The 26,017-nt window shown below is 38.9% G+C and carries 32 protein-coding genes; 27 read left to right on the top strand and 5 right to left on the bottom strand.

The window, feature by feature from the left end; genetic code table 11:
• Positions 1-21 precede the first annotated feature (21 nt).
• The 6 genes from H1A14_RS02530 (at position 22) to H1A14_RS02510 (ending at position 6,320) form a co-directional block, all read left to right on the top strand.
• Entirely contained in the window at positions 22-447 is a 426-nt protein-coding gene (locus tag H1A14_RS02530; protein ID WP_194774614.1) for a (4Fe-4S)-binding protein, read from the top strand.
• Positions 448-476: 29 nt separating this feature from the next.
• Positions 477-1,055, top strand: a complete 579-nt coding sequence (kefF, locus tag H1A14_RS02525) for a glutathione-regulated potassium-efflux system oxidoreductase KefF (protein WP_194774613.1) — start codon at positions 477-479, stop codon at positions 1,053-1,055.
• Between the two features lie 12 nt (positions 1,056-1,067).
• Entirely contained in the window at positions 1,068-2,930 is a 1,863-nt protein-coding gene (locus H1A14_RS02520) for a monovalent cation:proton antiporter-2 (CPA2) family protein (RefSeq protein WP_194774612.1), read from the top strand.
• Between the two features lie 230 nt (positions 2,931-3,160).
• Complete coding sequence (locus H1A14_RS23145) at positions 3,161-3,388, top strand: hypothetical protein (protein WP_228527511.1); 228 nt, start codon at positions 3,161-3,163, stop codon at positions 3,386-3,388.
• Positions 3,385-4,266, top strand: coding sequence for a site-specific tyrosine recombinase/integron integrase (gene xerA / locus H1A14_RS02515; RefSeq protein ID WP_317174845.1), 882 nt, complete (start codon positions 3,385-3,387; stop codon positions 4,264-4,266). The genes H1A14_RS23145 and xerA overlap by 4 nt, the downstream gene beginning before the upstream one ends.
• Before the next feature lie 125 nt (positions 4,267-4,391).
• Positions 4,392-6,320: an AAA family ATPase gene (locus H1A14_RS02510; RefSeq protein WP_194774611.1), complete on the top strand. Its 1,929-nt coding sequence runs from the start codon at positions 4,392-4,394 to the stop codon at positions 6,318-6,320.
• A gap of 143 nt (positions 6,321-6,463) precedes the next feature.
• Here the strand turns inward: H1A14_RS02510 and H1A14_RS23140 are convergent, their stop codons facing one another.
• Positions 6,464-7,405 carry a transposase gene (locus H1A14_RS23140; protein WP_317174844.1) on the bottom strand — a complete coding sequence of 314 codons (942 nt, stop codon included), beginning with the start codon at positions 7,403-7,405 and terminating at the stop codon, positions 6,464-6,466.
• Entirely contained in the window at positions 7,365-8,180 is an 816-nt protein-coding gene (locus H1A14_RS23135) for a transposase (protein ID WP_228527509.1), read from the bottom strand. The genes H1A14_RS23140 and H1A14_RS23135 overlap by 41 nt, the downstream gene beginning before the upstream one ends.
• Before the next feature lie 128 nt (positions 8,181-8,308).
• Between H1A14_RS23135 and H1A14_RS02500 the strand changes: the two genes are divergently transcribed.
• The 10 genes from H1A14_RS02500 (at position 8,309) to H1A14_RS02460 (ending at position 13,404) form a co-directional block, all read left to right on the top strand.
• A complete protein-coding gene (locus tag H1A14_RS02500) occupies positions 8,309-9,166 on the top strand; it encodes an alpha/beta fold hydrolase (protein WP_194774610.1) in 858 nt (285 codons plus the stop codon).
• A gap of 211 nt (positions 9,167-9,377) precedes the next feature.
• Positions 9,378-9,659, top strand: coding sequence for a type II toxin-antitoxin system RelE/ParE family toxin (locus tag H1A14_RS02495; protein WP_194774609.1), 282 nt, complete (start codon positions 9,378-9,380; stop codon positions 9,657-9,659).
• A 12-nt stretch (positions 9,660-9,671) separates the two neighbouring features.
• Positions 9,672-9,974: a HigA family addiction module antitoxin gene (locus H1A14_RS02490; RefSeq protein WP_194774608.1), complete on the top strand. Its 303-nt coding sequence runs from the start codon at positions 9,672-9,674 to the stop codon at positions 9,972-9,974.
• 378 nt (positions 9,975-10,352) lie between these two features.
• Complete coding sequence (locus H1A14_RS23380; protein ID WP_394355322.1) at positions 10,353-10,493, top strand: hypothetical protein; 141 nt, start codon at positions 10,353-10,355, stop codon at positions 10,491-10,493.
• A 3-nt stretch (positions 10,494-10,496) separates the two neighbouring features.
• Positions 10,497-10,781, top strand: coding sequence for an addiction module antidote protein (locus tag H1A14_RS02485; protein WP_194774607.1), 285 nt, complete (start codon positions 10,497-10,499; stop codon positions 10,779-10,781).
• Positions 10,782-10,791: 10 nt separating this feature from the next.
• The gene (locus tag H1A14_RS02480) at positions 10,792-11,157 is read left to right on the top strand and encodes a hypothetical protein (protein WP_228527508.1); all 366 of its coding nucleotides are present in this window, start codon (positions 10,792-10,794) and stop codon (positions 11,155-11,157) included.
• A gap of 35 nt (positions 11,158-11,192) precedes the next feature.
• Entirely contained in the window at positions 11,193-11,459 is a 267-nt protein-coding gene (locus H1A14_RS02475) for a hypothetical protein (RefSeq protein WP_194774606.1), read from the top strand.
• 298 nt (positions 11,460-11,757) lie between these two features.
• Positions 11,758-12,351 carry a hypothetical protein gene (locus tag H1A14_RS02470; protein ID WP_194774605.1) on the top strand — a complete coding sequence of 198 codons (594 nt, stop codon included), beginning with the start codon at positions 11,758-11,760 and terminating at the stop codon, positions 12,349-12,351.
• A 231-nt stretch (positions 12,352-12,582) separates the two neighbouring features.
• Positions 12,583-12,804 carry an antitoxin VbhA family protein gene (locus H1A14_RS02465; RefSeq protein ID WP_194774604.1) on the top strand — a complete coding sequence of 74 codons (222 nt, stop codon included), beginning with the start codon at positions 12,583-12,585 and terminating at the stop codon, positions 12,802-12,804.
• A 195-nt stretch (positions 12,805-12,999) separates the two neighbouring features.
• Positions 13,000-13,404: a Fic family protein gene (locus H1A14_RS02460; protein WP_228527507.1), complete on the top strand. Its 405-nt coding sequence runs from the start codon at positions 13,000-13,002 to the stop codon at positions 13,402-13,404.
• A 299-nt stretch (positions 13,405-13,703) separates the two neighbouring features.
• Here the strand turns inward: H1A14_RS02460 and H1A14_RS02455 are convergent, their stop codons facing one another.
• A complete protein-coding gene (locus H1A14_RS02455; RefSeq protein ID WP_194774603.1) occupies positions 13,704-14,051 on the bottom strand; it encodes a YciI family protein in 348 nt (115 codons plus the stop codon).
• 98 nt (positions 14,052-14,149) lie between these two features.
• Between H1A14_RS02455 and H1A14_RS02450 the strand changes: the two genes are divergently transcribed.
• The 9 genes from H1A14_RS02450 to H1A14_RS02410 all read left to right on the top strand — a co-directional run bounded on the left by H1A14_RS02450 (position 14,150) and on the right by H1A14_RS02410 (position 21,151).
• Positions 14,150-14,539 carry a winged helix-turn-helix transcriptional regulator gene (locus tag H1A14_RS02450; protein ID WP_194774602.1) on the top strand — a complete coding sequence of 130 codons (390 nt, stop codon included), beginning with the start codon at positions 14,150-14,152 and terminating at the stop codon, positions 14,537-14,539.
• A 547-nt stretch (positions 14,540-15,086) separates the two neighbouring features.
• Positions 15,087-15,380 carry a transposase gene (locus tag H1A14_RS02445; RefSeq protein ID WP_194774601.1) on the top strand — a complete coding sequence of 98 codons (294 nt, stop codon included), beginning with the start codon at positions 15,087-15,089 and terminating at the stop codon, positions 15,378-15,380.
• A gap of 247 nt (positions 15,381-15,627) precedes the next feature.
• The gene (locus tag H1A14_RS02440; RefSeq protein WP_194774600.1) at positions 15,628-15,843 is read left to right on the top strand and encodes a hypothetical protein; all 216 of its coding nucleotides are present in this window, start codon (positions 15,628-15,630) and stop codon (positions 15,841-15,843) included.
• 224 nt (positions 15,844-16,067) lie between these two features.
• Complete coding sequence (locus tag H1A14_RS23130) at positions 16,068-16,238, top strand: putative toxin-antitoxin system toxin component, PIN family (protein WP_317174843.1); 171 nt, start codon at positions 16,068-16,070, stop codon at positions 16,236-16,238.
• Positions 16,239-16,421: 183 nt separating this feature from the next.
• Positions 16,422-16,865 carry a hypothetical protein gene (locus tag H1A14_RS02430; RefSeq protein ID WP_194774599.1) on the top strand — a complete coding sequence of 148 codons (444 nt, stop codon included), beginning with the start codon at positions 16,422-16,424 and terminating at the stop codon, positions 16,863-16,865.
• Between the two features lie 171 nt (positions 16,866-17,036).
• On the top strand, positions 17,037-17,675 hold the full coding sequence (locus H1A14_RS02425; RefSeq protein ID WP_194774598.1) for a SanA/YdcF family protein: 639 nt from the start codon (positions 17,037-17,039) through the stop codon (positions 17,673-17,675).
• 467 nt (positions 17,676-18,142) lie between these two features.
• Positions 18,143-18,649 (top strand): hypothetical protein, encoded by a 507-nt coding sequence (locus H1A14_RS02420; RefSeq protein ID WP_194774597.1) that lies wholly within the window; start codon positions 18,143-18,145, stop codon positions 18,647-18,649.
• A gap of 82 nt (positions 18,650-18,731) precedes the next feature.
• Positions 18,732-19,439, top strand: coding sequence for a hypothetical protein (locus H1A14_RS02415; RefSeq protein WP_194774596.1), 708 nt, complete (start codon positions 18,732-18,734; stop codon positions 19,437-19,439).
• A gap of 632 nt (positions 19,440-20,071) precedes the next feature.
• The gene (locus H1A14_RS02410) at positions 20,072-21,151 is read left to right on the top strand and encodes a methyltransferase (RefSeq protein ID WP_194774595.1); all 1,080 of its coding nucleotides are present in this window, start codon (positions 20,072-20,074) and stop codon (positions 21,149-21,151) included.
• Positions 21,152-21,463: 312 nt separating this feature from the next.
• On the opposite strand, the gene H1A14_RS02405 is transcribed toward H1A14_RS02410, so the two are convergent.
• Entirely contained in the window at positions 21,464-22,999 is a 1,536-nt protein-coding gene (locus tag H1A14_RS02405) for a DUF5060 domain-containing protein (RefSeq protein ID WP_194774594.1), read from the bottom strand.
• A gap of 413 nt (positions 23,000-23,412) precedes the next feature.
• On the opposite strand from H1A14_RS02405, the gene H1A14_RS02400 reads away from it, so the two are divergent.
• A complete protein-coding gene (locus tag H1A14_RS02400) occupies positions 23,413-23,970 on the top strand; it encodes a cupin domain-containing protein (protein WP_194774593.1) in 558 nt (185 codons plus the stop codon).
• Positions 23,971-24,117: 147 nt separating this feature from the next.
• On the opposite strand, the gene H1A14_RS02395 is transcribed toward H1A14_RS02400, so the two are convergent.
• Positions 24,118-24,807: a hypothetical protein gene (locus tag H1A14_RS02395; protein WP_194774592.1), complete on the bottom strand. Its 690-nt coding sequence runs from the start codon at positions 24,805-24,807 to the stop codon at positions 24,118-24,120.
• A 485-nt stretch (positions 24,808-25,292) separates the two neighbouring features.
• Here H1A14_RS02395 and H1A14_RS02390 point away from each other — a divergent pair, with 485 nt between their 5' ends.
• On the top strand, positions 25,293-25,937 hold the full coding sequence (locus H1A14_RS02390) for a DNA alkylation repair protein (RefSeq protein ID WP_194774591.1): 645 nt from the start codon (positions 25,293-25,295) through the stop codon (positions 25,935-25,937).
• Positions 25,938-26,017: the final 80 nt, after the last annotated feature.

Below are 26,017 nucleotides of genomic sequence, written 5' to 3'. Positions count from 1 at the left end.
GCAAAAAATCGATCAATTTATATGAGCAAGAAAACCTATACCAACGGAGAAGTCACCATCACATGGGAAGCAGAAAAGTGCATCCATTCTGCCAACTGCGTCAATGGTCTGCCTGAAGTGTTCCAAGCCGATGCCAGACCTTGGATCAAACCTGAGGGTGCCCCTACTGAAGCCATAGTAGAACAGGTGAAGCAATGTCCTTCAGGAGCACTGGGGTATTTTTACAATGATGCAGACAAACAGGAAAGTGAAAGCCAAATAGACTTTGACCAAGTGGTAGAAATCATGCCCAATGGCCCCCTGATGGTGTACGGCAATATCGCGGTAAAGTACAAAAACGGGCGTCAGGAAAAAAAACACAAAATTACGGCTTTTTGCCGATGTGGAAGTTCTCAAAACAAACCTTATTGTGATGGAACCCACAAAAAAATCAGCTTCGAGGGCTGAAAGCTTTTATCCTCAATTTCAGCACATTCATGAAACAAATCCTAATCATTCTGGCCCATCCCAAATTTGAACATTCCGTCGTAAACAGGGCCTTGATAGATGCTGTAAAAAACCTGGAGGGTGTGAGGATACAGGATCTGTATGAACTGTACCCTGACTTTAACATTGATGTACAGCGGGAACAGGAACTGCTCTTCGGTAGTGAGGTACTGGTATGGCACCACCCTCTGTATTGGTACTCAGCCCCTCCCCTGCTGAAGCAGTGGATTGATCTGGTTCTGGAATTTGGCTGGGCCTATGGGCCTAGGGGTATTTATCTGAGCAATAAGCTCGTACTGAGTGCAGTGACTTCGGGAGGACCTCAGGAGTCTTATTCGGCCCATGGCAAGCATGGACACACTTTCGGTGATTTTCTGCTTCCTTTTGCGCAAACCGCCAAACTTTGCCGCATGCAATACCTGCCATTCTTCCATGTAGGAGGCACCCATAAAATCAATGCCAAGGAACTGGACGAAGCGGCCTCGCAGTACCGGAACCTCCTTATTGCTTTACGGGATTCCACGAGCGTAGCTACCCATCCCACACCTTCTTCCAACAGTCAACCTTAAGATCAAACAGCCATGGAAAACAGCTTTTTGTTTCAAGCCATCATATACCTGGGAGCAGCGGTGATCTGTGTCCCCATCGCCAAAAAACTTGGACTGGGTTCGGTGCTGGGTTACCTTATTGCAGGTATTGTAATTGGTCCCTATTTAATGGGTTTTATTGGCGAGGAAGGGGAAGACATCATGCATTTCGCGGAATTTGGCGTAGTCATGATGCTTTTCTTGATCGGATTGGAACTTGAGCCGGCGCATTTGTGGAAGATGAAAACCATGATCTTAAAGGTAGGGCTTTCCCAAGTGCTGATCACAGCCTTGGTTTTCTTCGGTATCGCCTTGGCTTTGGGCCTGCCATGGCACATGGCCTTGGCCATAGGAATGGCGCTTTCCCTGTCTTCTACTGCCATTGTCCTGCAATCCCTGAAGGAAAAAAACCTAATGGATACCTTGGCTGGGAAACATTCCTTTGCTGTGTTGTTGATGCAGGACATAGCGGTGATTCCCATCCTGGCCTTGATGCCACTGCTTGCTCTGACCGACCTTGGCACAGTGTCGGAACATGGAAGCCTTTTTGACGGGTTGGCGCCATGGATTCAGACCCTTTCTGTAGTTGCTGCCGTTGGGGTGGTGATTTTGTTGGGAAAATTTGCCGTAGAACCTTTGTTGAGGATGGTATCAAGAACCCGGCTGCGTGAACTGTTCTCAGCGAGTGCTTTGCTGATTGTGATTGGCATTGCCTTTTTGATGGAAGCGGTTGGGTTGAGCCCTGCTTTGGGGACCTTTTTGGCAGGAGTCATTTTGGCCAACAGTGCCTTTAAACATGAATTGGAGGCTGATCTGGAGCCTTTCAAAGGGCTATTGTTGGGGCTTTTCTTTATCGCTGTAGGTGCATCCATCAATTTTGAACTGATCTTTGGCAATGCCGCCATGGTCATTGGCCTCACCTTCGGCATCATGTTGCTCAAAGGCCTGGTACTTTTTGGAATCGGAAAAAATGCCAAATTAAGCCTGGACCAAAACCTGCTTTTTTCCATCGGCTTGGCGCAGATCGGGGAATTCGCCTTTGTGGTGTTTTCCTTTACCTTGCAGCTGGGGATCCTGGATCGGGGGACCACAGACCTGATGATGGCAACGACAGCTTTGAGCATGACCCTCACCCCCATATTCAACCTGATGAATGAGCAGCTGCTGCTGCCGAGGGTGGGTGTCAAAGAATCCACTGCGCTACCCGATGATGAGATCGATGAAAAAAACCAGGTAATTCTCGTGGGTTTTTCCCATTATGGCAGTACGGTAGGACGGTTTCTACGGGCGAGTGGTGTATCGGCCACCATCTTGGACCATGATGCGGACCGGGTGGATCTGTTGAGAAAAATGGGCTTTAGGGTCTTTTACGGGGATGCCACCCGACTGGACCTTCTGGAGTCTGCCGGAGCTGCAGAAGCACGGTTATTGATCTCAGCGATCGATTCTCCAGAAACCAACCTGGCTCTGGTGGAGACGCTTCAGAAACATTTCCCCAACCTGGAACTGATGATCCGCAGCCGCAACCGGGCAGATGCCTACGAACTGATGGAAATGGGGGTGGAAAACATCTACAGGGAGCACCTTGACACCTCCATCCGCATGGGCAAAGATGCACTGATCAAACTAGGCAAAAGGGCCCACACCGTACAAAGGCTGGCCCAGAATTTCCAGAAATATGATGAAGCTTCTCTTCGTGAACTGGTCAAGGTCAAAGATGACCAACAACAATACATTTCTATGGTCCGACGGCAGATTGAGATGCAGGAACAACTGCTTACCGGTGAAATGAAGCGGCGGTTTTCGGTCAATGATCATGCTTGGGACAGTGAGGCGATCAAAAAAGAAATTGGTTGATATTTGGTGATATTTATGGATGCTGGTTGATATTGATATTAGTTGAAATTGGGGGATATTGGTTTCGAGATAGGCTGTGGATTTTTGGGTAAGCGGTTTTTGAATCTGAAGGAAGATAGATAGGTTTTTTAAAAGGGGGGTTTTGGTGTCTGAGTGGAAAGTAATCAACTAGACATTGCTTATTCCGGGATTTTTAACTAATTTCATTGGTGTTTTTAGTCTAATTTTTTATGAAAACAATTGTGGTGAAAAACGGCTACAGGGGGAAAAAACCTGTGATCAGGTTGGAATTTCCCTATGATTTTGAGCTGAAGGAAGCTATTAAGAAATTTGAGGGGGTAGATTGGGATCCAAAGGAAAAGGTATGGTGGATAGCTTATACGGATGACAGGCTCACTGAACTCCTTACATTTTTTAAGGGGAGAATCTGGCTGGTTATTCTCAGTTTAAACGGGTGAAGGTAGAAAGGGAATTTGATCCATTGCCTCCGATATCTGAGGAAATCAGACAGGAAATTGACAAATTCTCAGATTGGATGCGGAACCTAAGGTACTCCGAATCCACTATTAAGAACTATTCAGGGGGGTTGGGTTTATTTTTCAGGTTTACCGGAAATAAAAATCCCGAACTTATTTCTAATGAAGACCTGGAATCCTTTCATAAAGACTATATTATTTTAAGGAAATATTCAGCTTCTTTTCAGTCACTTGTTATCAATGCAGTAAAGCTATATTTTTCGAACAGACAAAAAAGAAAGCTGGAGATTCAAGGGATAGAGCGGCCAAAAAACCCGAGAATTTTACCCCATGTTCTGAGCAAAGAAGAAGTGAAAGCGATCTTACAGGCACATCAAAACGTAAAGCACCGGACCATGCTTTCGTTGATATATGCCTGTGGTCTCAGAAGGTCAGAGTTGTTGAACATCAAGATCGGTGATATTGATTCCAAAAGGGGAATGCTGCTTATCCGTCAAGGGAAAGGCAAAAAGGACAGGATGGTACCTATCAGTGAAAAGATCTTGGAATTGCTCAGGGAATATTACAGGTATGAAAAGCCAAGGGTGTATCTGTTTGAGGGTATGATCATGGGCCAGACCTATAGTCCCACCAGTTTGCAGGAAGTCTTGAAGAATGCTGTTTTAAAAGCAGGAATCAAAAAGCCAGTAACGCTGCATTGGTTAAGACATAGTTATGCAACTCATTTATTGGAAAGGGGTACAGATTTGAGGTACATTCAGGAATTACTTGGACACAAGTCCAGTAAGACTACGGAGATATATACCTATGTGAGTGAAAAAAAGATCAAAGAGATCAAATCCCCATTTGATGATTTATAAATAAAAATAGGGAAAACTGTATAAATGTAACCAGATTAGTTAAGTATATTCGGAAAAACCGTAACAATAAGAGAGTTAGCGGTCACCTTAAAAACAAGACATAGTAAAACATAAAACTATAAAAAATGGCAAAAATTAAACTAACCAAAGTAGAGATAAACAAATTCAAAAGCATACAGAACACTCAATCTGTAGAAATTGAATCAGGTATTACAACAGTTGTTGGAATGAATGAATCAGGGAAAACTAACTTTTTGACTGCTATTGCGAAAACCAACTACTTTAATGACGATAATGACTTTACTTTTGATTTAACTCAAGACTACCCACGAAATGAGCTAATTGACTTTCAACATAGTGATGAAGACTGCAATATAATTCAATGCTACTACGAGATTCAGAAAGAGTTACTTGAAGCAATTGAAGAAGAATTTGGGAAAGGTGTATTTAATTCAACGGAATTCAGCTACACTTGGACATACAAAAACAAAACCTCTTTCACAGGTATAAATGCTAGCATTAAAAAGTATTTGGAAAGTATTGTTGATGACTATAGTTTATCAAAAGAGACCAAACAAAACATAAAGAAAGTAAGTCAGCTAAAGGAAATTGATGCTATTCAGCAAGCTGAAGGTGATGAAGATTTGCCTAAACTTAAAAAGGAGATTAAAAGCATATTGGACGGTGGATTTCCTAAATGGGGGAATGAATTAGAAGCATATATTGCCAAAGTGTTTATTAAACCTAATATGCCAAAGTTTTGGTATTTTGACGATTATTATCCTCTCCCGGGAAAAATCAACATTAACAAATTAAAAAGTCAACCACCATCTACGGAAAAGGACAAGACATCAATAGCCCTTTTCGAACTTGCAAGAATAAAACCAGATGATATTCTGAACTCTACAGAACAAGACTATGAAAAATACATAGCTTTACTCGAAGCCTCTTCAAACAAGATTACAAGTGAAATTTTCAAGTATTGGTCAACAAACAAGAATCTAGATATTGAATTTAAAATACAGAATGTAAGCAATTCACAAGGTCAGCAGGAAAAAGTTCTTGACATTAGAGTAAAAAGCCAAAGACATAAAATAACCCTTCCTCTTGACAGGCGAAGTAAAGGTTTTAATTGGTTTTTTTCATTCATCATTTGGTTTAGTAAAATTCAAGCGGACAAAAATTCAGACTATGTCCTCCTTTTAGACGAACCAGGACTGAATCTGCACGCTTCCGCTCAATCAGATTTATTAAAATTCTTTGAAGAACTCTCCAAAAAATATCAAATAATTTATACTACACATTCGCCATTTATGGTTGAAAGTGAACATTTACAAAGAGTAAGAACTTGTTTTGAAACTGAAACAGGAACAGTAATTTCAGACTCAATACAAGAAAAAGACCCTAATACTTTATTTCCTTTGCAAGCGGCACTTGGCTACGACATAGCCCAGAATCTATTTGTTTCCAAAAACAACTTACTCGTTGAAGGACCTGCGGACTTAATTTACCTAACTCTAATGTCAAGCATTCTTGAAGCAGATAAAAAAACACATCTAAATGACCAAATTACAATTGTTCCTGTTGGTGGCTTGGACAAGGTTTCAACTTTCATTTCTTTGTTACGGGGCTCAAAACTGAACGTAGCTTGCTTACTTGACACATTCACTGACCAAAAAGGAAAACAAAAAGTAGATGACCTAATCCGTAACAGAATAATAAAAGACAAAAACATCAGATTTTTTAACGAGTTTTCTAACAATGGCAAAAACGTAGCTGACATAGAAGATTTGTTTGATAAGGAAGAATATTTAAATCTTTTCAATCAAGCATTTGATAAAGACTTTAAACCAATCAAAATAGGCGACCTTGACGCTTCTTTGGACACAATTATTAAACAAATAAACAAAGTAATTGGTAAAGACAGATTTAATCATTACCGACCAGCAAACAAATTAAACCAGCTTGGAGTTGACAAAAGTTTCTTCAAGAAACAAACATTAGACAACTTTGAAAAAATGTTTGCAGAAATAAATAAACTATTTGACAAATAAAACAAGGAAAGGCGAACCGCTAACAGGCGTTTGGCTCAATGGCGGGTGACGTGGTTAATTGAACATTCTACCTCGCATCAACTTTTGTGGTGTATTGACAGTTTTGTACTCCGAAATCCGCCACTGCGCCAAGCGCCAAAACGTCAGGCTGTGAAAAAAAGCCTTGATTTTTGTAAAAACCCTGTTTCTGAGCCGTATAGGCGGTTTGTATCAGACAAGCCTTGAATCCTATTCAAAACAGAAATTAGTTTTAATACCGGCCTATCCAGGCCAAATTCTTTGCATAAATCTTTCAGGGGCTTTAAAACAGTGGATTTTGAAGGCAAAGAGACCTTTTTGTAGTCCGGGATCCATTTCCTGAGCTTTTCCATCAGACCGGTCATGCCGAGTATGTTGATGGTTCGTTTGAGATTATAAACCGTCATGATGAGTGCAAACTCACCATTTACTTTTTCCAATCCCCGGAGGTCTGTATAATTAAATCCCCACTTCCGTTTGACAGTGCCGAAGATGTGTTCTATGATCATCTGTCGTCTTTTGTAGAGCGGCTTATTCTCTTGTAGGTTTTTGAGGTTTGTTTCCACAGCATCGGCATACTCGCTTCTTTCGATTTCCCTGCCCCCGTCTTTTCTTCCGGTGCACAGTTGTTTGACCGGGCAGTCCTTACAGTCCGGAGTCCTGTATTTTTTGAACAGATGGCTGTCCCATTGTCTGGTTTTATTATGCCATTTTCCCGTAGTGGTGAGTGTTTTCCCCTGTGGGCAGGTGTAGGTGTCGGTATCCGGATGGTATATGAATCTGGTTACGAGATAGTCTTCGGTTGTACCATGTTTGTTAGAGTTGACTATTTCGTTGGGTGCCACTATGGTCTGCATGCCATCCTGTTGGCACTGTTGTATTTCTCTTCCGTTGTGGTATCCTTTGTCGGCCAAGACTGTCAAATCCTCAGAATCCAACCCCTCTTTAGCTTCCAGAGCGATTTCATGGAGGGCGTTTCTATCATTCCGGTTGATCACGTGGGTACCTACCACGAGATTGTGTTTGTCATCCACGGCAGCCTGGACATTGTAGGATACTTCGACCACCTGTCCCCGTCCGACTGGCGTCAGCCGGGCGGGCCTGAACGAGCAATGCCTTGGAGTCGGGATCTGTGGTGCTGATCTGGGTTTCTCCGCTTTGCTGTAAGCGTTCTCCAAGCTGTTCGTATCTGATTTTGTTTTCTTTGAAGTAATCAAGTTTCTCCTGGATGAGCTGGATTTTCTCCTCTGTGATTTCGAGTGAATCTGCATGGTCAAGTTGCCGGAGGTATTCTTCGGTCTTCTGCTCTATATAGCTGAGATGCCTGTCGATTTTGCTTTGGCTGTAATTATTCTTCTTGCTGTTGGAGGCCCGGAACTTGGAGCCGTCCACCGCGACTGTCTTTCCGCCGATCAGACCCGCTTCTTTGAGGAACAGCACATAGAGCTTGAAGCAGTTTTTGAGCGCTTTGGGATTATCCTTCCTGAAATCGGCAATGGTGTGGTAGTTGGGAGCGAGTCCGTTGAGCAGCCATCTGACTTCGATGTTGCGCCCGCATTCCCGCTCGAGCCTTCTGCTGCTGCGGATGCCGTTGAAATAGCCGTAGAAGTAGAGTTTGAGCAATACTTTGGGATGAAATGAAGGTCTGCCGTCCAATGGGTTGGAAGACTTTTGCTCTTGGCCTTCTTTGGGTCCGGGAGGTTTTGAAACAAACCCCAATAGCTTAAGGTCGAGCTTTTCGATGAAAGCATCGATGATTCTCACAGGATTGTTTTTATCGACAAAGTCATCTAAACTTGAAAAGGTCATTTGGAACCGGTCAATTCCTTGGATATAGTGCATAGAGATAAAAGGGGATTGTTAAAAATAACCTCAACTAAATTTACTAAATTTCAGGAGATTGTGGAATAAGCCACTAAAAAATAAGAGAGGCTTTTTTCACAGTCTGACGTTAGCAGCAATTAATGAATATGAACTCAGCAGATTGGTATAAGGACGGAAGAACGGAAATCATTAATGATTTAAGCGTTTTCTTCAAACGATCAGGAAAAGGCAAATCGCTGATTTGTATTCACGGGTTTCCTTCATCATCATGGGACTTTGCGACAATATGGCCTTCATTAACAGAACGATTTGATGTAATGGCTCTTGATTTAATAGGGCTAGGCAAATCGGCTAAACCCAACCGGCCTTTACCAATCAGTTTACAAGCTGATATGATTGAAGGGTTAGCGGTTAAGGCCGGAATCACCGAGGCTCATATATTCGCACATGACTTAGGGGATACTGTTGCCCAAGAACTTTTAGCCCGTCAATTTGAAAAGTCATCAAAGATTAACTGGTTATCTTGTGTATTCATGAATGGAGGCTTATTTCCTGAAACACATCATGCCCTTTTTATTCAGAAGTTGTTAATGTCTCCTCTCGGACCTTTTATAGCAAAATTGATGTCCGAAAAGTCCCTGAAAAAGAGCTTCACCAAAATTTTCAGCAAGGCACATCCTCCTACCAATGAGTTCGTACATGAAACATGGAAGTTGACTTCGGGAAATAATGGTATTTCAATGATGCCCATACTCATTCGTTATATAGAAGAACGAAGAACAAATCGTGAACGGTGGGTTATGCCCTTGGTAAATGGAGTTGTTCCAATAAGGTTGATAAACGGAATCGAAGATCCGGTTTCGGGTAAACATGCAGCAGACCGTTTTGCTGAATTAGTTCCTAATGCAGATATTGTGCTGCTGGAAAATTCCGGACATTATCCCCATGTGGAAACTCCGAAAGAAGTATTAAAGGCTTTTTTTGAATTTCATGATAAATTATGAGTATAAGCTGCTAACAGCCGTTTTGCAAAAGCGGGGGTTTCGTTCTTTTATGACATTGAAGTGCTAAATTCAAGCTTTGTGCATCTAATGAAGTTTAGTGCTGGAAAACCCCACCTTCGAAAAGAGGCAAAACGTTAGGCAACATTTAAAAAAAATCTACAAAGAACAAATATTTTACTTATCTTTGACGTTAGTAACGTAAAACAAGACTATGATTATTTCTTTTGGCTCGAAAGAGACCGAACAGATTTGGAACGGAATCCGAGTCAAGAAAATGACGATTGAAATTCAAAACGTTGGACGTCGGAAATTAAGAATGTTGAACAATTCGCAAGATATTGCCGATTTGCGAATTCCACCATCAAACCGACTTGAAAAACTTACTGGAAAATTAAGTGAATTTTATAGTATTCGGATTAATAAACAATGGCGGATTATCTTCATTTGGGACAAAGGAAACGCAAGTGAAGTGGAAATAATTGATTATCATTAAAAAAATAAAAAAATGGAAAAGTTAGCAAATGTACATCCTGGAAAAATCTTGAATTACGAATTTCTTGAGCCATTGGAAATCACCGCATACCGACTTTCCAAGGACTTGAAAATTCCGCAAACTCGAATTTCGGAAATCATAAAAGGAAATCGCCGAATTACAGCAGACACAGCTTTGCGATTGAGTAAGTATTTTGGAAATTCTGCAAAATTTTGGCTCGGACTTCAAGACGATTATGATATTGAAGAGGAAAAAGAATCGAAAGAATCGGAACTGAACGAAATAAAGCATTACGAAAACAAAAACGTTGCCTAACACATATACTTTATGGCGAGATGGTTGTTAAATCGAAAGTTATTGTCTTTTTAAAACCGATTAATAGATAAACCGAATAATCTCGCACGTTTGCCCGCCACAAAGCATATGCGAGAAACGTTGGTGCACATTTTAAGAGCACGCCTAGTAAATACAAAGCAACTTTTAAAATCAAGAAAAATCACGTAATTTTGTATCCAAATGAATACAGATAGGTAGATGTACTTTATTGAGAAGACTGTTGAATTTGATAAGTGGTTGAAAAAATTAAAGGATTTGAGGGCAAAAGCAAAAATTTTGTTCAGGATCCAAAAACTTGAAATTGACGAACATTTTGGGAATTGCAAACCCGTTGGTGAAGGGATTCATGAATAGAGGATCGACTATGCAAAAGGATATAGGATCTACTTCAAGGAAAGAGATGGGAAAATTATTATTCTTCTTGTAGGTGGAGATAAATCAACTCAAAAAAAGGACATTGATAAAGCAAAAGAAATTTGGAACAGAATAAAAAAATAAAAAATGGAAACATCAAAATTTGATATAGCGGACTATTTGGACAGTAAAGAAATGATTGCTGAATATTTGAATTCTGTATTGGAGGAAGGGGATAATGATGATGTAGTTGTAGCCCTTGGGCACATTGCAAAAGCAATTGGGATGTCCAAAATAGCGGAAGAAACAGGAATGAGCAGACCAAGTTTGTATAAAGCCCTATCAACTGGTTCAAAGCCTCAATTTGAAACAATATTGAAAGTATTAAAAGCTGTCGGTGGTCAAATTAAAATAAATCCTATATCCACGTAAAATAAAAACGATGCCACAACATCACCTTGGACTCAATTCTAAAATGGCAAAGCAGAATCCTTGGATAATCGGAATATTAGGTTTTGGAGTTTTTCTATACCTAGCATGGAATAATTTTGAAATACCATTTGCTCCATGGACGAAAACTTTAGAAACAAAAGCTGAAATCACAGATAATGTACTTGGGTATGGTCCGAAAGGAATGGGATATACCCAAATCATAACGATAACCTATCAGGTTGATGATTCGGTTTATGTCCAGAAGAAAAAACTTTCCCAGAGAATCGATAAAAAGGAAATTGGATCGAAGGTCTTAATAGAATATGCTGTTAAAGATCCTGGCAATTTTGAAATCAAAGGTTTTTTGAAACAATGAACTAATATTTTTATCAAAAAACTTTATCTTCCTCCATGGAAACAGTCGACTTCATTTCTGAAATAGTGGTTTTCAAACCCTCCCAAGGTAGCAATGAATTTGAAATCATTTTGGATGGGGAGCACGATACGGTTTGGGTTAGCGAACAGCAATTAGTTGAATTTTTTGGTAAAGCCAGAAGGACTATTGGTGAGCACATCCGAAATATTTACAAAGAGGGAGAATTGGATAAAGAGTCAACCTGGCGGAATTTCCGCCAAATTCAAAAAAAAGGAGAAAGAAAAGTAAAAAGGGAAGTTTAAGCTTATAATTTGGATGAAAGAGGAATAAAAAAAATAAGTGAAAATACATTGGTAGCCCTGGCATTGGCAGTAGCGCAAAGTTTACCCGAGCATAGGGATTTGATGATAAAACTGATAGTGAACCTAATTAAGAACTGAGTCCAACATCACCTTGGATCCAGCGGGCGGTTCCGAGAAAATTGAAAGTTCATTATCTTTAAGAAGTTAGGAGTAGGCTGGAAGATAACGTCTCCGAATGCCCGCCTGGAGTCAGACAGGCCCGCCGTCTCCAAGCTGAATCACGTTGTAGTGCATTCAAATGAACAGACAGAACATCATAATATCAATTTTAATTTTGCTTTTTTGGGGCTGCACTCAAAACGAACCAATGACAGTTGTGAGTTGGAAGACATTTTCACCACCCACTGACACTTTGATATATGTAGACAGAATTTCAGATGACTCATATAACTTTAAAGAACTTCATTTTATATTGTTTGTAGACTCTCTATTGAAGGTGGCATTTAAGAGTGAAGGGGGCATGGAAAATATTTTTGAACAATCGGGTTATGAAATCTCATTAAGTGACGAGACCTTTTTTGATGGAGTAGAATTTAAACTCTGCAACATTTACCATCAGGATTGGCCATTTAATCAAAGATTTATATATAACCAAAAAACAGGAGTTGTTGGCTTTTTCCCTTCACATTCAAGGAAAGAGCATTATTTACTGTTTACAGCAGAGAGTTCAGACACAACCTACAAGTTAACTGATGAATTATTAACTTTTTTTCAGAAGGACACTACCCTAAATCCACCCCCACCCCCTATGCCGATAGACATCCCTGTGATAGAAGTTGAAGACGAAATTGAGATTGACGAAGAAAAATTGGAAAGCGCAAAAACAAATTGACTGATAAAGGATAAGAACGTACGACAACATTAGCTACCATCAAGCGGGCGGTTTACTGCTAATAGAAATTTATTATCTTTCAATTACTTTGGTTTCGGTGGGCAGTTCTGTGGGTGTTTAACGCCCGCCAGCTGGTAGTCTTGACCGTTATGCACTATTCTAAAAAAGAGGGACCTAAGAATAAAATGACGGGAATTTTGTAAATTCGTCGAAGGATTAAAACCAAAACATATGTTTGCTACAATCGAAATTGACAGGAATAACCTGACGATAATGGGAGTGAAATTTTCAGATTTAAAGACATTAGAAAGCACGGCAAATGCTTTAGGAAGCAACATGTTTGAAGGTTTTATACCTACACCCAAAGGGGTTGAAATAATCAGGGATTATGTAACAGGGAAAATTTCATTGAGTGAATTGGTGAAGTTTGCGGAAGAAAAGGCTTATGTCTGATTCCTATAAGGACATAGACTTTGATTATACTTATGTAGATCCAAAACAGGGATTTTAAAAAACATTCCGGGAATTACAGACCCGGATGTATTGCTTTTTGTTGAAAGTGGAGCAGTAACAAAACGACTTCAGTAACTTTACAACAATCCCATTAAGATTAAAGGAATTGAAAACCTTTTTGATATTCACAAGCATTTGTTTCAAGATATATATGTCTGGGCTGGCAAAAAACGGGTTGTGGAAATAAGTAAGGATGGAAAACAATTTTTTCCCACCACCCATTTTGATAATGCCAGTAGCTACATTAATTCTTTAATAGCTGACTACAAGAAAATTCGAAAAAACAGAAGAAAAGAATTATCAGAGAAGTTAGCCGAAATTTTAGATAATGCAAATTATTTTCATCCCTTTAGAGAAGGTGGTAACGGACGTGCTCAAAGAGAGTTTTTAAGGTTGTTGGCCTTGGAAAAAGGGTTGATTCTGAACCTAAACCCTCCTGACAATAAAAGTGTATTTGAAAGATATATGAAAGGAACAATAGAGAGTGATTTAGAAATATTGAAAGAATTGATTTTTGATCTAATTGCCTCAAAAAAATGAAAAAGAACAGTGCATAACATCACCTTGGAAGACAGCGGGCGGTTCAGCGTAAATTGAAAGTTTAGTATCTTTAAGAAGTTTGGAGTAGGCTTGAAGAGAACGGCTTCGAATGCCTGCCTGGCGTCAGACAGGCCCGCCGTCTCCAAACTGAATCCCGTTAGCGGTCATCCTATTGACAACACTGCAAACATTAAACAAACAGACAAATAATATGCGTTATAACAGAAACCATCTTTCCCGTCTTCTGGCGAAAAAGATGGTCAATCGTAATGTAACTTCTGAATTTTGAACATCAGAAATTAATTTTCACGTTTCTGAACTTGACGAACTTCTAAGCTTCCGTCTTCATTAAAAATCGGACAACCTTTTGAAATTTCCACGGCATCGTCAATGTCTTTTGCATTTACGATTAAGTAGCCGCCAACCATTTCCTTTCCTTCAGCATACGGACCATCTGAAACTACTTTTTTTGAACCATTCACATGCTTGCCTGATACTTGAAGTGCATCGCCTCCAGCAAGAATTCCTTTTTCGGCCAGTCCTTGCATCCAATCATTCCACGTTTGAATGATGTCCATTGCGGCTTGTGAATCAGCAGTGGAAATATGAGTATCACCACCTCTGAATATAAATACGAATTTTTCCATTTTGTTTTATTTTTTAATGTTAGTATTGTTTAATTTTATAGAACAAATTTTGAAAGTAATTTTTATTACTACAAGTAGGACAAATAAATTAAGTAAGTATGAAAAACAATACTATAATTGATAATCAGAGAATTAACATAGAAAAAAAAATCGTTTTTGATGAAAAATCTTGCCCAGTAACTGCAACAATGCAAGTTTTAGGTGGAAAATGGAAAGCCATTTTAATTAATGCTATCTATCATACCTCTCCCGCAAGGTTTGGGGAATTGAAGCGAAGTGTAAAAAGAATTACGCAATCAATGCTTACTAAGCAGTTGAGAGAATTAGAAGATGATGGGTTAATACGCAGGAAAATTTATGCTGAAATTCCACCAAAGGTTGAATACACATTAACCGAGTTTGGGCTTACGTTGTCGCCAATAATGCAATCTTTGGCAGAGTGGGGTAAACAATACAGACTTAACAGTGAAAGAAAAAAGAAAAAGTAATGTTTCATTTAAAAGTATATTTGCTTATAAAATAAAATCCAGCGCTTTTGATGGCACATTTGCAATTTGCACAGACCAACGGTACAAAGCAACAATTCCAAAAGAGTCACCAAGTCAATGCACCCCAACAGACTAAACCAATAGACAAATAACATATAGACAAAAAAGGCGAACCGCTAACACTAAATATAGGTCATTGAGCAAATCGTGATAAAGCTGAAAATAATTACCTTTAAGAAAATATGTAGGCAATTGGTAGTTTGGAGCCTTGAACCGCCCATCGCCCTATATTCTTAACGTCAGACTGTCTAAAAACCCCACCTTGTGGTAAGATTGAATTTCACATTTTTTCTATGGGATATATAGGGTAATTTTTGTAAATTCTAGCATGAAATTCATATAAGCCTGTCTGCCTTTGGCAGGGCACCGACCGCACCCAGCTTGCACTTTTCCCCACCTGCCTGGACGATTCCCTTGAGTTTGATAATGAAACACGCCTAATCGATCTGTTTGTGAACGCCTTGACCTAAAGTCTTTTGGTTTTGAGATGGACTTTGTCGACAATGGCAGGCCTGCCTACCATCCCGGCGACCTGCTAAGGCTTTTTATCTACAGATATCTTAACATGATCAGAAGTTCCAGAGCACTGGAAAGGGAACGCAGACGCAACATCGAGCTAAGAGGAACGTGGAGCAAAAGGACACCTCTACAAACGGAGGCAGGCCATCATCGAACACAACTACGGAACAATCAAAAGACAGTAGAACTTCCACTTCATCATCACCCAAAAGGGAAAGGACAGGGACTCTTCGGATGTTGGGTTCATGTTTGTGGCCTATAATACTTCGGCAGGCTCAGTACAGGTCCATATTGGACTTTATAAGCATCCGAAAAAAGCTTATCCATCGATTTGAAATTACAGATTCCATAACTGCCAATTTCTAAAGCTCCACCCAAATTCAAGGAAATGGGCTTATATTTAGTCTATGCGAAAAGATAACGGAGGTTTTTGGACAAACTGCCGTTGTGGTGCATGATAAAATGGTCACCGATTTAAAAATTTCGTATCTTTAAGAAAGATTAAAAATATGGAAACTATTGGAATTGAGATATTGAATCCCAAAGCCAAAGACCTTTTGAAAGACTTGGCAAATTTGGATTTGATAAGGATTAAGAAAGACAAATCTGAGAATGCTTTTTCTGAAGTATTGAAAAAATTCAGAAGTAGGTCAGATGAAACCCCAAGTTTAGAAGAAATTACAAAAGAGGTTGAAGCTGTTCGCAAAGCCCGATATGAAAAATAGAAGGGTAATTTTAGACACTAATCTGTGGATAAGTTTTTTGATATCAAAGAGACAAAAGGAATTGGAAGTGCTTCTTGAATCTGGCGCAGTAACACTGATTTTTCCCAAGAATTGCTTGAAGAGTTTTTAGAGGTTTCGGAAAGGCCCAAATTCAAAAGATTTTTTAAAAATCAGATATCAAGACACTTCTGGCCCAAATTGAAACCTTTGGGGAATTAATAAATGTGGAATCAAAAATCGATGAATGTAGGGATCCAAAAGATAATTTTTTATTGAGTCTGTGGATTGATGGTAAAGCAGATTTCTTAGTAACAGGAGATTCTGATTTATTAGTGTTAGGGAAGATTGAAAACACACAAATAGTCTCATGGGCGGAATTTATTTCACAAGAATAAAAATCACGACACCACAACATCACCTTGGATACAGCGGGCGGTACCGAATAACTATGAAAATCAGTATCTTTGAAGTTGGGAGTAGGCTGGAAGAGAACGGCTCCGAATGCCTGCCTGACGTCAGGCAGGCCCGCCGTCTCCAAGCTGAACCACGTTGTAGCTTATGCATAGGAAAATAAAACCATGAACAACTATCAAAAATTTGGACTCATTTCGGGACAAGTTCTTATGGGATTAATATTTGGATTTGGAGGAGTTTTAGTTATTGCACTATTGATAGCTCTGTACGGTGAACTTAAAGGAAATCATGTGGACATGTTTTACAGTGTTTTATTGACAGTGTTTGTTGGATTTATTGGCATGCAGACAGGAATTGGTTATGATGGTTACAAATATTTGAAAGAGAAAGGCGAACAGAAGAATTTTATTAGATTTTTGTTACAAAGTGTTATTGGACTATTTTTAGGACTACTGATATGGTACTATTTGACTTTCTTCCATGCTGACAAAATGAAGAACTCCTGGGTAACTTATTTTACATTTTTTCTACCGATGACAGGAGCAATAATTGGGTTTAACCTTGGTCTATTAAAAAGACCAAATGACAACAGAAAAAAAAGTGTTTGACGCTCATGAGCTTTACCATTGGGTTTGTTTAATAGCGGGCGATACAGTCGCCCGAAGTGTATTCAAATTTATTATATTCGTGTAAGCGGACAAATCCGCTGGATTTATCCCCTACAACCAAACACTAAAACGCTATGGGCCATTTAAAATGCATTTCCTAATTCAGCAACTATGTCAAAAAAAACAATAGGACAGATACTTTTTTTAGGATTTATCCTGCTTTTTATAATCGTTTTAAGCATTGATTACGGGGTTGAAAAGCAAACAGAGAAACATATTTTCACAAATACTGAATCCATTCCTGAGAATAGCGTTGCCTTATTGCTGGGTACTTCAAAGTATTTAAAGTCAGGAAGAAAAAATCAATATTTTGAAAACCGAATTATTGCGACTGAATTGCTTTACAAGGCTGGAAAAATCAGAAAGGTTGTCATAAGCGGTGATAATAGCAAAAATGACTACAATGAACCACAAGACATGAAAGAAGAACTCCTTAAAAGAGGAATTCCAGAAAACAGCATCTATCTTGATTATGCAGGATTTAGAACATTTGACTCAGTTTATAGAATGAAAGAAATTTTTGGACAAAATCACTTCACAATAATCTCACAAGAATTCCATAATCAACGAGCGGTTTACATTGCAAAAAGATTAAACCTGGATGCCATAGGTTTTAATGCAAAAGATGTTGATGTCTACAATGGTTTAAGAACAAAGATTCGTGAGAAATTTGCTAGGGTTAAGGTAATGGTTGATTTCATTCTTAACACGAAACCTAAATTCTTAGGAGAAAAGATTACAATTGAATGACATTTTAACGGCTCATAACACCCGTTTGGCTGCAATGGGGGTTGTCTAGTAAATTGAAACTTCATTCCTATCTTGGTCTGTAAACTAGTTTGATAATGCTCCTGTCATTTTACTCGGACGACTAGCAAGAGACATAATTGCAAAAGGGACATGATTAGTAGCGCATTTAGATTATCGGAAGAAAGCACCTGAGCAATAGCTGTTTCCGTAGACCCTATTAATGAATTTGCTGTGAACTTTTACAAAAAATATGGATTTGAACCACTGCCAGATAGTGAAAAATTGTTCCTTCCAATGAGTACCATTAAACAAATAATTTAAAAAACGCACCACAATATCACCTAAGAAGAAATAAGATAGACATGGCTTTCGGAAAGGTAACTTTACCTAGCAAACTTAAGTTTCGGCGGACAGTTAATGAAAGCCCTACATTTCTTAGTCTACACGTTGAACAATATAACAAACCCATGATAAAGAAATTTCCGTTACTTATCTTCTATCTTACTATTCTAATTTTAACATCTATGGGCCAAAGTCAAAATGAATTTGCTGTAGGGGATTGCCTTAGCTTTAAGGCCAACTCAGGTGATTACTACGGATTTGTTGTTACCGAAACAAGTAAAAAAAAGAACGGGGCAAAAATAGGATTGACTCCTGTAATAATCAAAAGTAAAAATATGCCAACGGATGCAGATTTTAGGAATGGAAAAGTATTTATCAATGACGTTCTAAACGGATCGACAAACAAGAACGAAGAAGGATTCTTCGTCCTACATCTTTTCGAACCAGGATTTACAACTATTGCAGGACGTCTAACAAGGGTTGATAATATTGCATTAGATAACTCAAAATATATTACCGGTGGAGGGACTTCTGCTTCCTCTTTGGAACAGTTTGAACAAATGCTAAATATGATACCAGCATTTATCAAAATGGGATATAAAGAAGCTGAATTGAAAAGATATTTAAAATAATACAGCGTACAAATGGCGTTCGTCCGATGGGGTGTGACATGGATAAAAAATCAACATTCTACCTCGAATCAACCTTTTTGGTATGCTAACAGTTTTTTCTCCGAAACCCGCCCAAATACAAAACCCAAAAAGCGGCTATATTAGGTGCTACAATACAACAACAAGACGAATGACCAGAAAACAGTGGAAAACAACAATCGGGATTAACATACTGACAATTTTGTTGGTCCTATCTCCTTTTTTGCCAGGACCAAGTTTTTTGAGCAGACCGACAAACATAATTTTCAGTTTCGCACAACTTGGTAGTTTTATCGGACTTCTATTCATACCAATCGGACTTGTTTGGACATTTAATCAATTAGCCACAGAGAAAAAAAAAGTAATACCAGTTTTACTGTGGACAGTTCCGACTATAACCATTATTCTATCTATATGGGGTTCAGAACTCGCCAGAGAAATCAGTAGAACCATAGCAATTAACAACGCAGACAAATTAATTACTGCCATTGAGAAATTTAGGAAAAATAATAATCACTATCCAGACGACATTTCTGAGTTAAAGCCTGATTATATAAAAAACATTCCGGATCCTTGGATTATGGGAATATCAGGTTACTACTACGAAAAGAAAGAAGACCACTTTAAACTGACATTCTCTCAAAATGTAATTATGGGTTTCAATTTTGAAGTTGTGGTTTACGACCCAACAGAAAATCAAAGAGCGGAAGGTGGATTGGAAATTTTATATGAAACAGGTAAAGAAAAGTGGAAATACTATATATATGACTGAAAATAAAAGAATTACTGCCGAAAACAGCCATTTTTCAAAAGCGGGGTTCGTGCTTCTATGACAGTGATGTGCATCAAATCGATAGATTGGAATTGAGACCTATGGTGGCAGTTATAAAAAAGGGGGCAGACAGAAAAGCGATTGAAAAAGTGTTTTCTAAAATCAAGAGCAAAAAGAAATTTGATACCCAAAAATATGGTGGGACAGTAAAATTGAAAGAAGAAAAGGCCTCACAAAATTCACTGAAATAAATATCTTACTTTACGAGAAATAAAGAGCACTGGCACCAACCCAAAAAAATAACATAAGCCTGTTTACTGGCTTAACAGGTGTAATCTCAGTAGAATACCTACGTGTAAAACCACCATGTTGCATTGAATTCGGAAAAGGGCAACTCAAAGGCAAACTGATAGTGAACCTAAAAAAAAAATGAGTTCTGGAGAGAACATGTTACGGTCAAAATTGAAAATAATGTGGCAAACATTGAAAGTGAATGGACAGTAGGAAAAAAAAAAAAGAATATTGAATCACTTCCTGCAAAATTCGATGAAGTTAAGAGCAAGATGACCGAAACCCGGCATTTTCTTTTCGCCAATCCTCTTTCAATATAAAATTCTTCTAATCTTCAAAAAATGGTCAATAACACTTTACAAGTAAATAGGCCCGAACCTATCAAAGCGGGAATTGACATAGGATCATTTACACGTAAATCCGATATTCGAGAAACGATTCAGACATTGCTGGCAGGCAAGCAAATTTTAGTGGAAGAAATTTACAGCAATGGTTTGTATCTCCTTCGAGAACTGACTTCTTATCTCAAAAATACGCTGCCGAATGATTCTTTTCTCGAACAAAGAGCCTTTCGTGCGGAATTCAGAAAATTATCCCATCTCATTCTAATCCATGTTAAAGAACATAAACTCATGGTGAGAAAAGCACCGGTGATTGGGTGGTTAGAAAAATTGTATCCGGAATTGAACGAGTTTTTCTTGCCACTACCTCAAATTCAAGGGTTAAACAGTGCATGGCAATGGTATAAAAATGGAATTCATATCCCCGTTTTACGCAATAAAATCCACCCTTATTTTGGCGTTTATTTCCCTACTCGGTTTGAGCATTTAAATCTATTTGACAATTGGTTGAAACGGTATGAAGGACCAAAAAAAACAGCCGTTGATATTGGGGTTGGAAGTGGTGTACTATCCTTACTGATGGTGCAACACGGTTTTCAAAAAATATTTGGAACAGATATCAATCCCAATGCCATTATCGGATTATCAGAATCTATGGAAGGAACCAAATTAGCCAGAAAAATAGAAATTGATTTTGGGCATTTGTTTGGCAAATGGGAGAAACCAACCGAGTTAATTGTTTTCAATCCACCGTGGTTACCTGCCATGCAAGAATTGAACAAATTGGATGAAGCAATCTATTACAACGAACAACTCTTCCCCGATTTTTTTGAAGCAGCACACAAACGCTTACTTGCAGGTGGTAAAATTGTAATCCTTTTTTCCAATATAGCCCAAATCACACAGGTGACAACAGAACATCCAATCAAAAAAGAACTCCTTTCAGGTAATCGTTTTGTATTGGAAAAATGCCTTAAAAAATCAGTAAAAGAAGCATCCGAAAAAACGAAGAGAAACCAACATTGGCGGGGTAAAGAAGAAGTGGAATTGTGGGTACTGACATCCTCAACTAACGATTGATTGATAGGAGCATGACATATTCACGTTAAACTTTTCTCATCTCTCCTACTTGATGAGCGGACATACCATTTACAGGCAATTCAAAGCGGTATTACAAACTGGAACGAAAACCTGAAACTTGTATTCTAGCTTCTTATGATCTTGACCACCAACCACAAATAGAAGGCTACAACAAAAAAATAGACGCAAAATTTAAGGACTTGGAAATCAATTTGCTGAAGAGAATTACATTGAATTACCATTTTACTGGCATCATTCCGTACCTACACATAATTTTAAATTGATGTGTATTTTCAACAGAACAGACTTAGGTCAATCCATCTTTTGAAAAACCAAAGCTGTGTATGGAATAGTAGTCGTAAAATTATACGGGCCGGAATCGACTATTTTGGATTCTATCGAATTCATGTTCCAGGTATCTAAGATTTCCATGCTGTATTTCCCCGCACCTTCCAATGTAAGATTTATTTCCATCCCAGAATCAGCAGCATATGCCAGATAAACCTCACCTGACTTGGACAGGATGTGGACATTTGTTTCCAGGTTTTCAGGTTTTCCCAGTGAATTGATTTCCGGAGACATCTCGTGTATAGGCAGCTTTTCCATAAAACTTTTGAAAAAACTGATCCTTTCAGCACTTTGGCCTGGTAAAGTCCCACCTTTTGCCCACCACCTCACTTCGGTTTCAGAATCAGAATCATTTTGGAAAGTATCGCCATGGGTTCCATACACCCCACTCAAACCAGCCATCCAAAAATAACTGGACATCTGTTCTGCTGTCAGGTTGCCCCAACCACTGGGAACATCTCCCTCGTAGCGCATTTCGTCAAACAAAACAGGTTTTTGATACCTTTCCCTCCACTCAATGGCTTGGTAAAATCTGGCCGATTGGATGCTCACATGGGTAATCCAAGACTGGTTATGGTCATAAAAATGATCCTCTGTATCGTACCAGTTATGGATACCCCGAAGTCTTTGGTGTGGGTCCTCATTTTGTAGCATCGTTCCTATCCCTTCCCAATCTATGGCTTCCTTGAATTCAGGGATGTCCCACTCATTGGCCAATGACCACCACACATTCCGATAAGCAGATAGTCTGGCCATCAAGTATCGAACATACCTTTCGTTCCAGTCATTTCCCATTTTGTCATAACCCCATTGGTCATAAGGGTGAAAAAGTATCACATCGGCTTGAATTCCCATTTCCAAAAGCTGGGCTACTCTCCGATCAAAGTTTTGGAAAAATTCAAAATTAGGTTGGCTATAGTCATTCTCTTCACCTTCTCTTTTGAATGGATATGCCCATGGTTCGGTTTCATTTCCATATATGTAACTTTTCGGAAAAAAGCACATCCTGATTTTATTGAATGGGGATGAACCCAATGTTTCAATGGTTTTTTCCTGGATGCTTTGTTTGACACTTGTCCATTGATAGGCGGTAGTGCCGACTCCGTAATAGGGTGAACCGTCACTGTACTCTAGATAAAAAGTATTGATAACTTTTAAAGGCCCATGGTTTTCTGGAGAAGGTGCTACACATTCAAAGCTTCCTTCGGAATGCAATTGTGAGTCAGAACCGGATGTCTTATAATCCCAAATCCCTTGTGTTGGTGGAGAAAACCTGATCCGATAAACCCCATTCCCATCATAAAACCCGGGAACATTCACTGTTTCATCCCCATTGGTGAATACTGCATCCAAACTAACCTCCATGTAAGGGTTCCCTTCTTCAGGTCCTTTCATTTCGATCTCGAAGACGGACCATTGTTCTGTCTTTTGTAGTTCAGGATTGGTTTTGCATGACATAAAAATCATGACGAGTACGGAAAATAAGGTTAGGATTTTCATGTGATCTATTTTTTTTAAAAATAAAGAATTCAAGTAAAATAAACCCAAAAAAACAACTCTTCAAGAGATCGGATTCTTGAAAGGGCATGAATCTATCTACCACCGCGATCTGGCTTACTTGCCCTCTTAGCAGGGGGGCTTCAATGCGTGCCTCAGGGTAAGCCACTTGTTCTAGCGAATGTAAAATAAATCATAAAGAATAGGCCAAATCAGATCCACCGACTTTTCCCCTCAATACGCTACTCAAAGCACCGGGAGGGCATAACACCAACGGCGGGATTTGTCCTGACCATGATTTTTTTGTAATTTTAATAGATTAAAAGGTTAAGCGAAAAAAATTGCGCTTTTAATTCGCCACTGTTCTTACACGCGAGACGATGTATTTAATGACTCAAAATTAAAATACACGAACTATGCCAACGCAAGGACAAATACTAATCGACAACTTTACCGGGGATACCATTGAGTTTATCGAAACATCATCAGACACCAATGGAGAAAGAGTTACTTTAAAAGTGACCTTAAAAAGTAAGGGACAAACTGTGGATGACCATCTTCATATTTTGCAAGATGAATCTTTCGAAGTGTTATCAGGCACATTGACCTATCTTAAAGACGGAAAGAAGAACTACATTGGTGCTGGAGAAAGGGTTGTTTTACCCAAAAATAAACCCCATAACCATTACAATACTTCTGATGAACCGGCAGCATTTATCCAAACTATAACCCCTGCAATAGATGTAGATTATTTTATCGAAAACCTCTTTGGAATGATCAATGATGGCAAAGTCAAGGAAGGGAAGCTACCCTTTTTACAAGCCATGGTAACTGCAAAATATCTAGAAAGTCCGTCAAGACTTGCAGCCATACCTATGGGACTGCAAAATGTATTGATAAATACCATTGGACCGATGGCAAGGATTTTTGGATATAGAGCAATCTATAAAAAATACGCAGGGATTGAAAAGTAACCTTATCCTATCAGATGAATGGCTGTAAGTCATAGACCTATGAAGTCCCTCCTATTGCCCTATCCTTTACTTTCAGCTTTGAGCTTCTAGCCAATCATCTGATATCCCGTTTTTCTGTTTATCTGATACACCGTTAGCCGGTTCTTTCTACTTTTTTAAATCTTCCTCACTTTCCTCTTCTGCCATTTCATAATTTCCCTCAAATTCCTCAGCGATCAAGTCATCTTGACTTAACCAATATTCTGAAGTCAAAAGCTTAAAATTCTCTCCGTCCGTTGTAGTCAAGTCCCACAGGATATCTTCGGCTTCAGGAAATGGAGCGGTTCCTGTCATCTTATCCCCAAACAACCTTTTGATTAGATTACTGTCGGAAAGCCCTTCATTCAATAGTTTTAGCGTGACCTCTTTTGTCAAATCAATATCCCCGTTTTTTCCAAGTGGTGATATGGTACATTCAAATTGACTGGCCTTGGTATTGGGAAATTTCCCATTGAAAGCTTTGTACAGAAGTTGGTTGATGTGAAAAAGGGTTCCGTGAAGATGGATCTCGGGATATTCTTCAGCAATCTTATCCAGCAACATGTCATTGGAAATCTGTTCTATCTGCCCATGGGTCAGATCATCGCTAAGTTTATATTCCAGTAGGATGGCAGCCGCTTCATTAGGTTCAAAATCGGTGATCGCCATCATCAACAATTCTTTCAAAGTATCTTCACTCGAACTATCCGCATCGGGAAACCCGAAAAGGCCCAGAAGTTCAATATAATCTTCAGTTGACCAGTATCCTAAAACCTCATCTAAAGTTTTGAAGGAATTGATTTTTATTTGAAATTTCATATTTTTTTTAAATTTTGTACAAGTTAGTCAGTAAAGTTGATTAGGTAAGAGTTTAACTCAGATAAAATAAAACGAGGTCAACACCCAATAATTGGCAGGTGTTTATTTCCGCCAATTCCCTCTCAAAAAAACGACAGGGTGTGCGTATTCATCATATTTTTGAATGCTAGGCATTTGGCCGGTTGGAGCGGCTAACATTTGACCTGTTTACATATAGTTCCTGCTTTTAGGGATACACGCAACAGAGAACTGTAGCAGTTACGATCAATTCAAAGTATTATCCAAAATGCTTACCTTTATGAGATTGGAGAACATAATTTTCTTTTCATTCCCTATATTGGGACGATTCACCATTCCTATAAAAAATTCTTCAATTGATTTGACCTAAAAAGGTTATACTTCCTGATCAAAAGGGAAATTCGAAATAAAATTTCCCTGCATTTTGCAAATAAGTAGTGAGGTACAATTAATCCAAAGAATGAATTATGAATCTTTCTTCCAAAGCAAAAGACCTATATGCACAACTAGATAATAAAACCACCAAACTGGGCGACATACGAAAAATTGCAAAAGTGATTAAAAAGGATCACCCATTAGCCATGGAATTATGGTCCTATGGTGAATATTTACCCCGTCAGCTGGCAATCCTGATCATGGATCCAAAGCTTCTTTCACAGGTACTAATTAACAATCTTGATCAAGATATACTGAATCATGGGTCGGAGGAGAGCCTTCAATTGATGGACTGGTTGTTGGCTAACCAACTTTCCAAAGACAAGAAAACCATTGCCCTGATGCAATCCTGGGAAAACAGCACTTCTGCACTGCAAAGACGAACTTTCTGGTATTACCAGGCCCGTCTGCGCTGGGTGGGTCAGACACCCCCTCCTAATTCCGAATATCTACTTTCTTCCATTGAAGAAAAAATAGAAAGTGAAGATCCGGTAGTACAATGGGCTATGAACTTTACAGCAGCCCAAATTGGGATCTTTCAACCTCAATATCGCTCCCGGTGCATGGCCATCGGAGAGCAAACTGGCTTATACAAAGATGAGATCGTACCAAAAAACTGTACGCCCAACTATTTGCCTGAATTCATTTCCATTCAAGTAGCCAAGTTAAAGAAGTAAATTGTGCTTAAATTTATCCTTATGGAACACTTCAAAATCCTTTCCAAGCTAATTCTAATTTTCTTGTTGGTTGGTTGTAA

This window comes from Pararhodonellum marinum (assembly GCF_015354735.1).
Taxonomy (GTDB): Bacteria; Bacteroidota; Bacteroidia; order Cytophagales; family Cyclobacteriaceae; genus Pararhodonellum; species Pararhodonellum marinum.
Note: the sequence above shows the minus strand (reverse complement) of the source record. Positions and strands in the feature narration are given on the sequence as shown.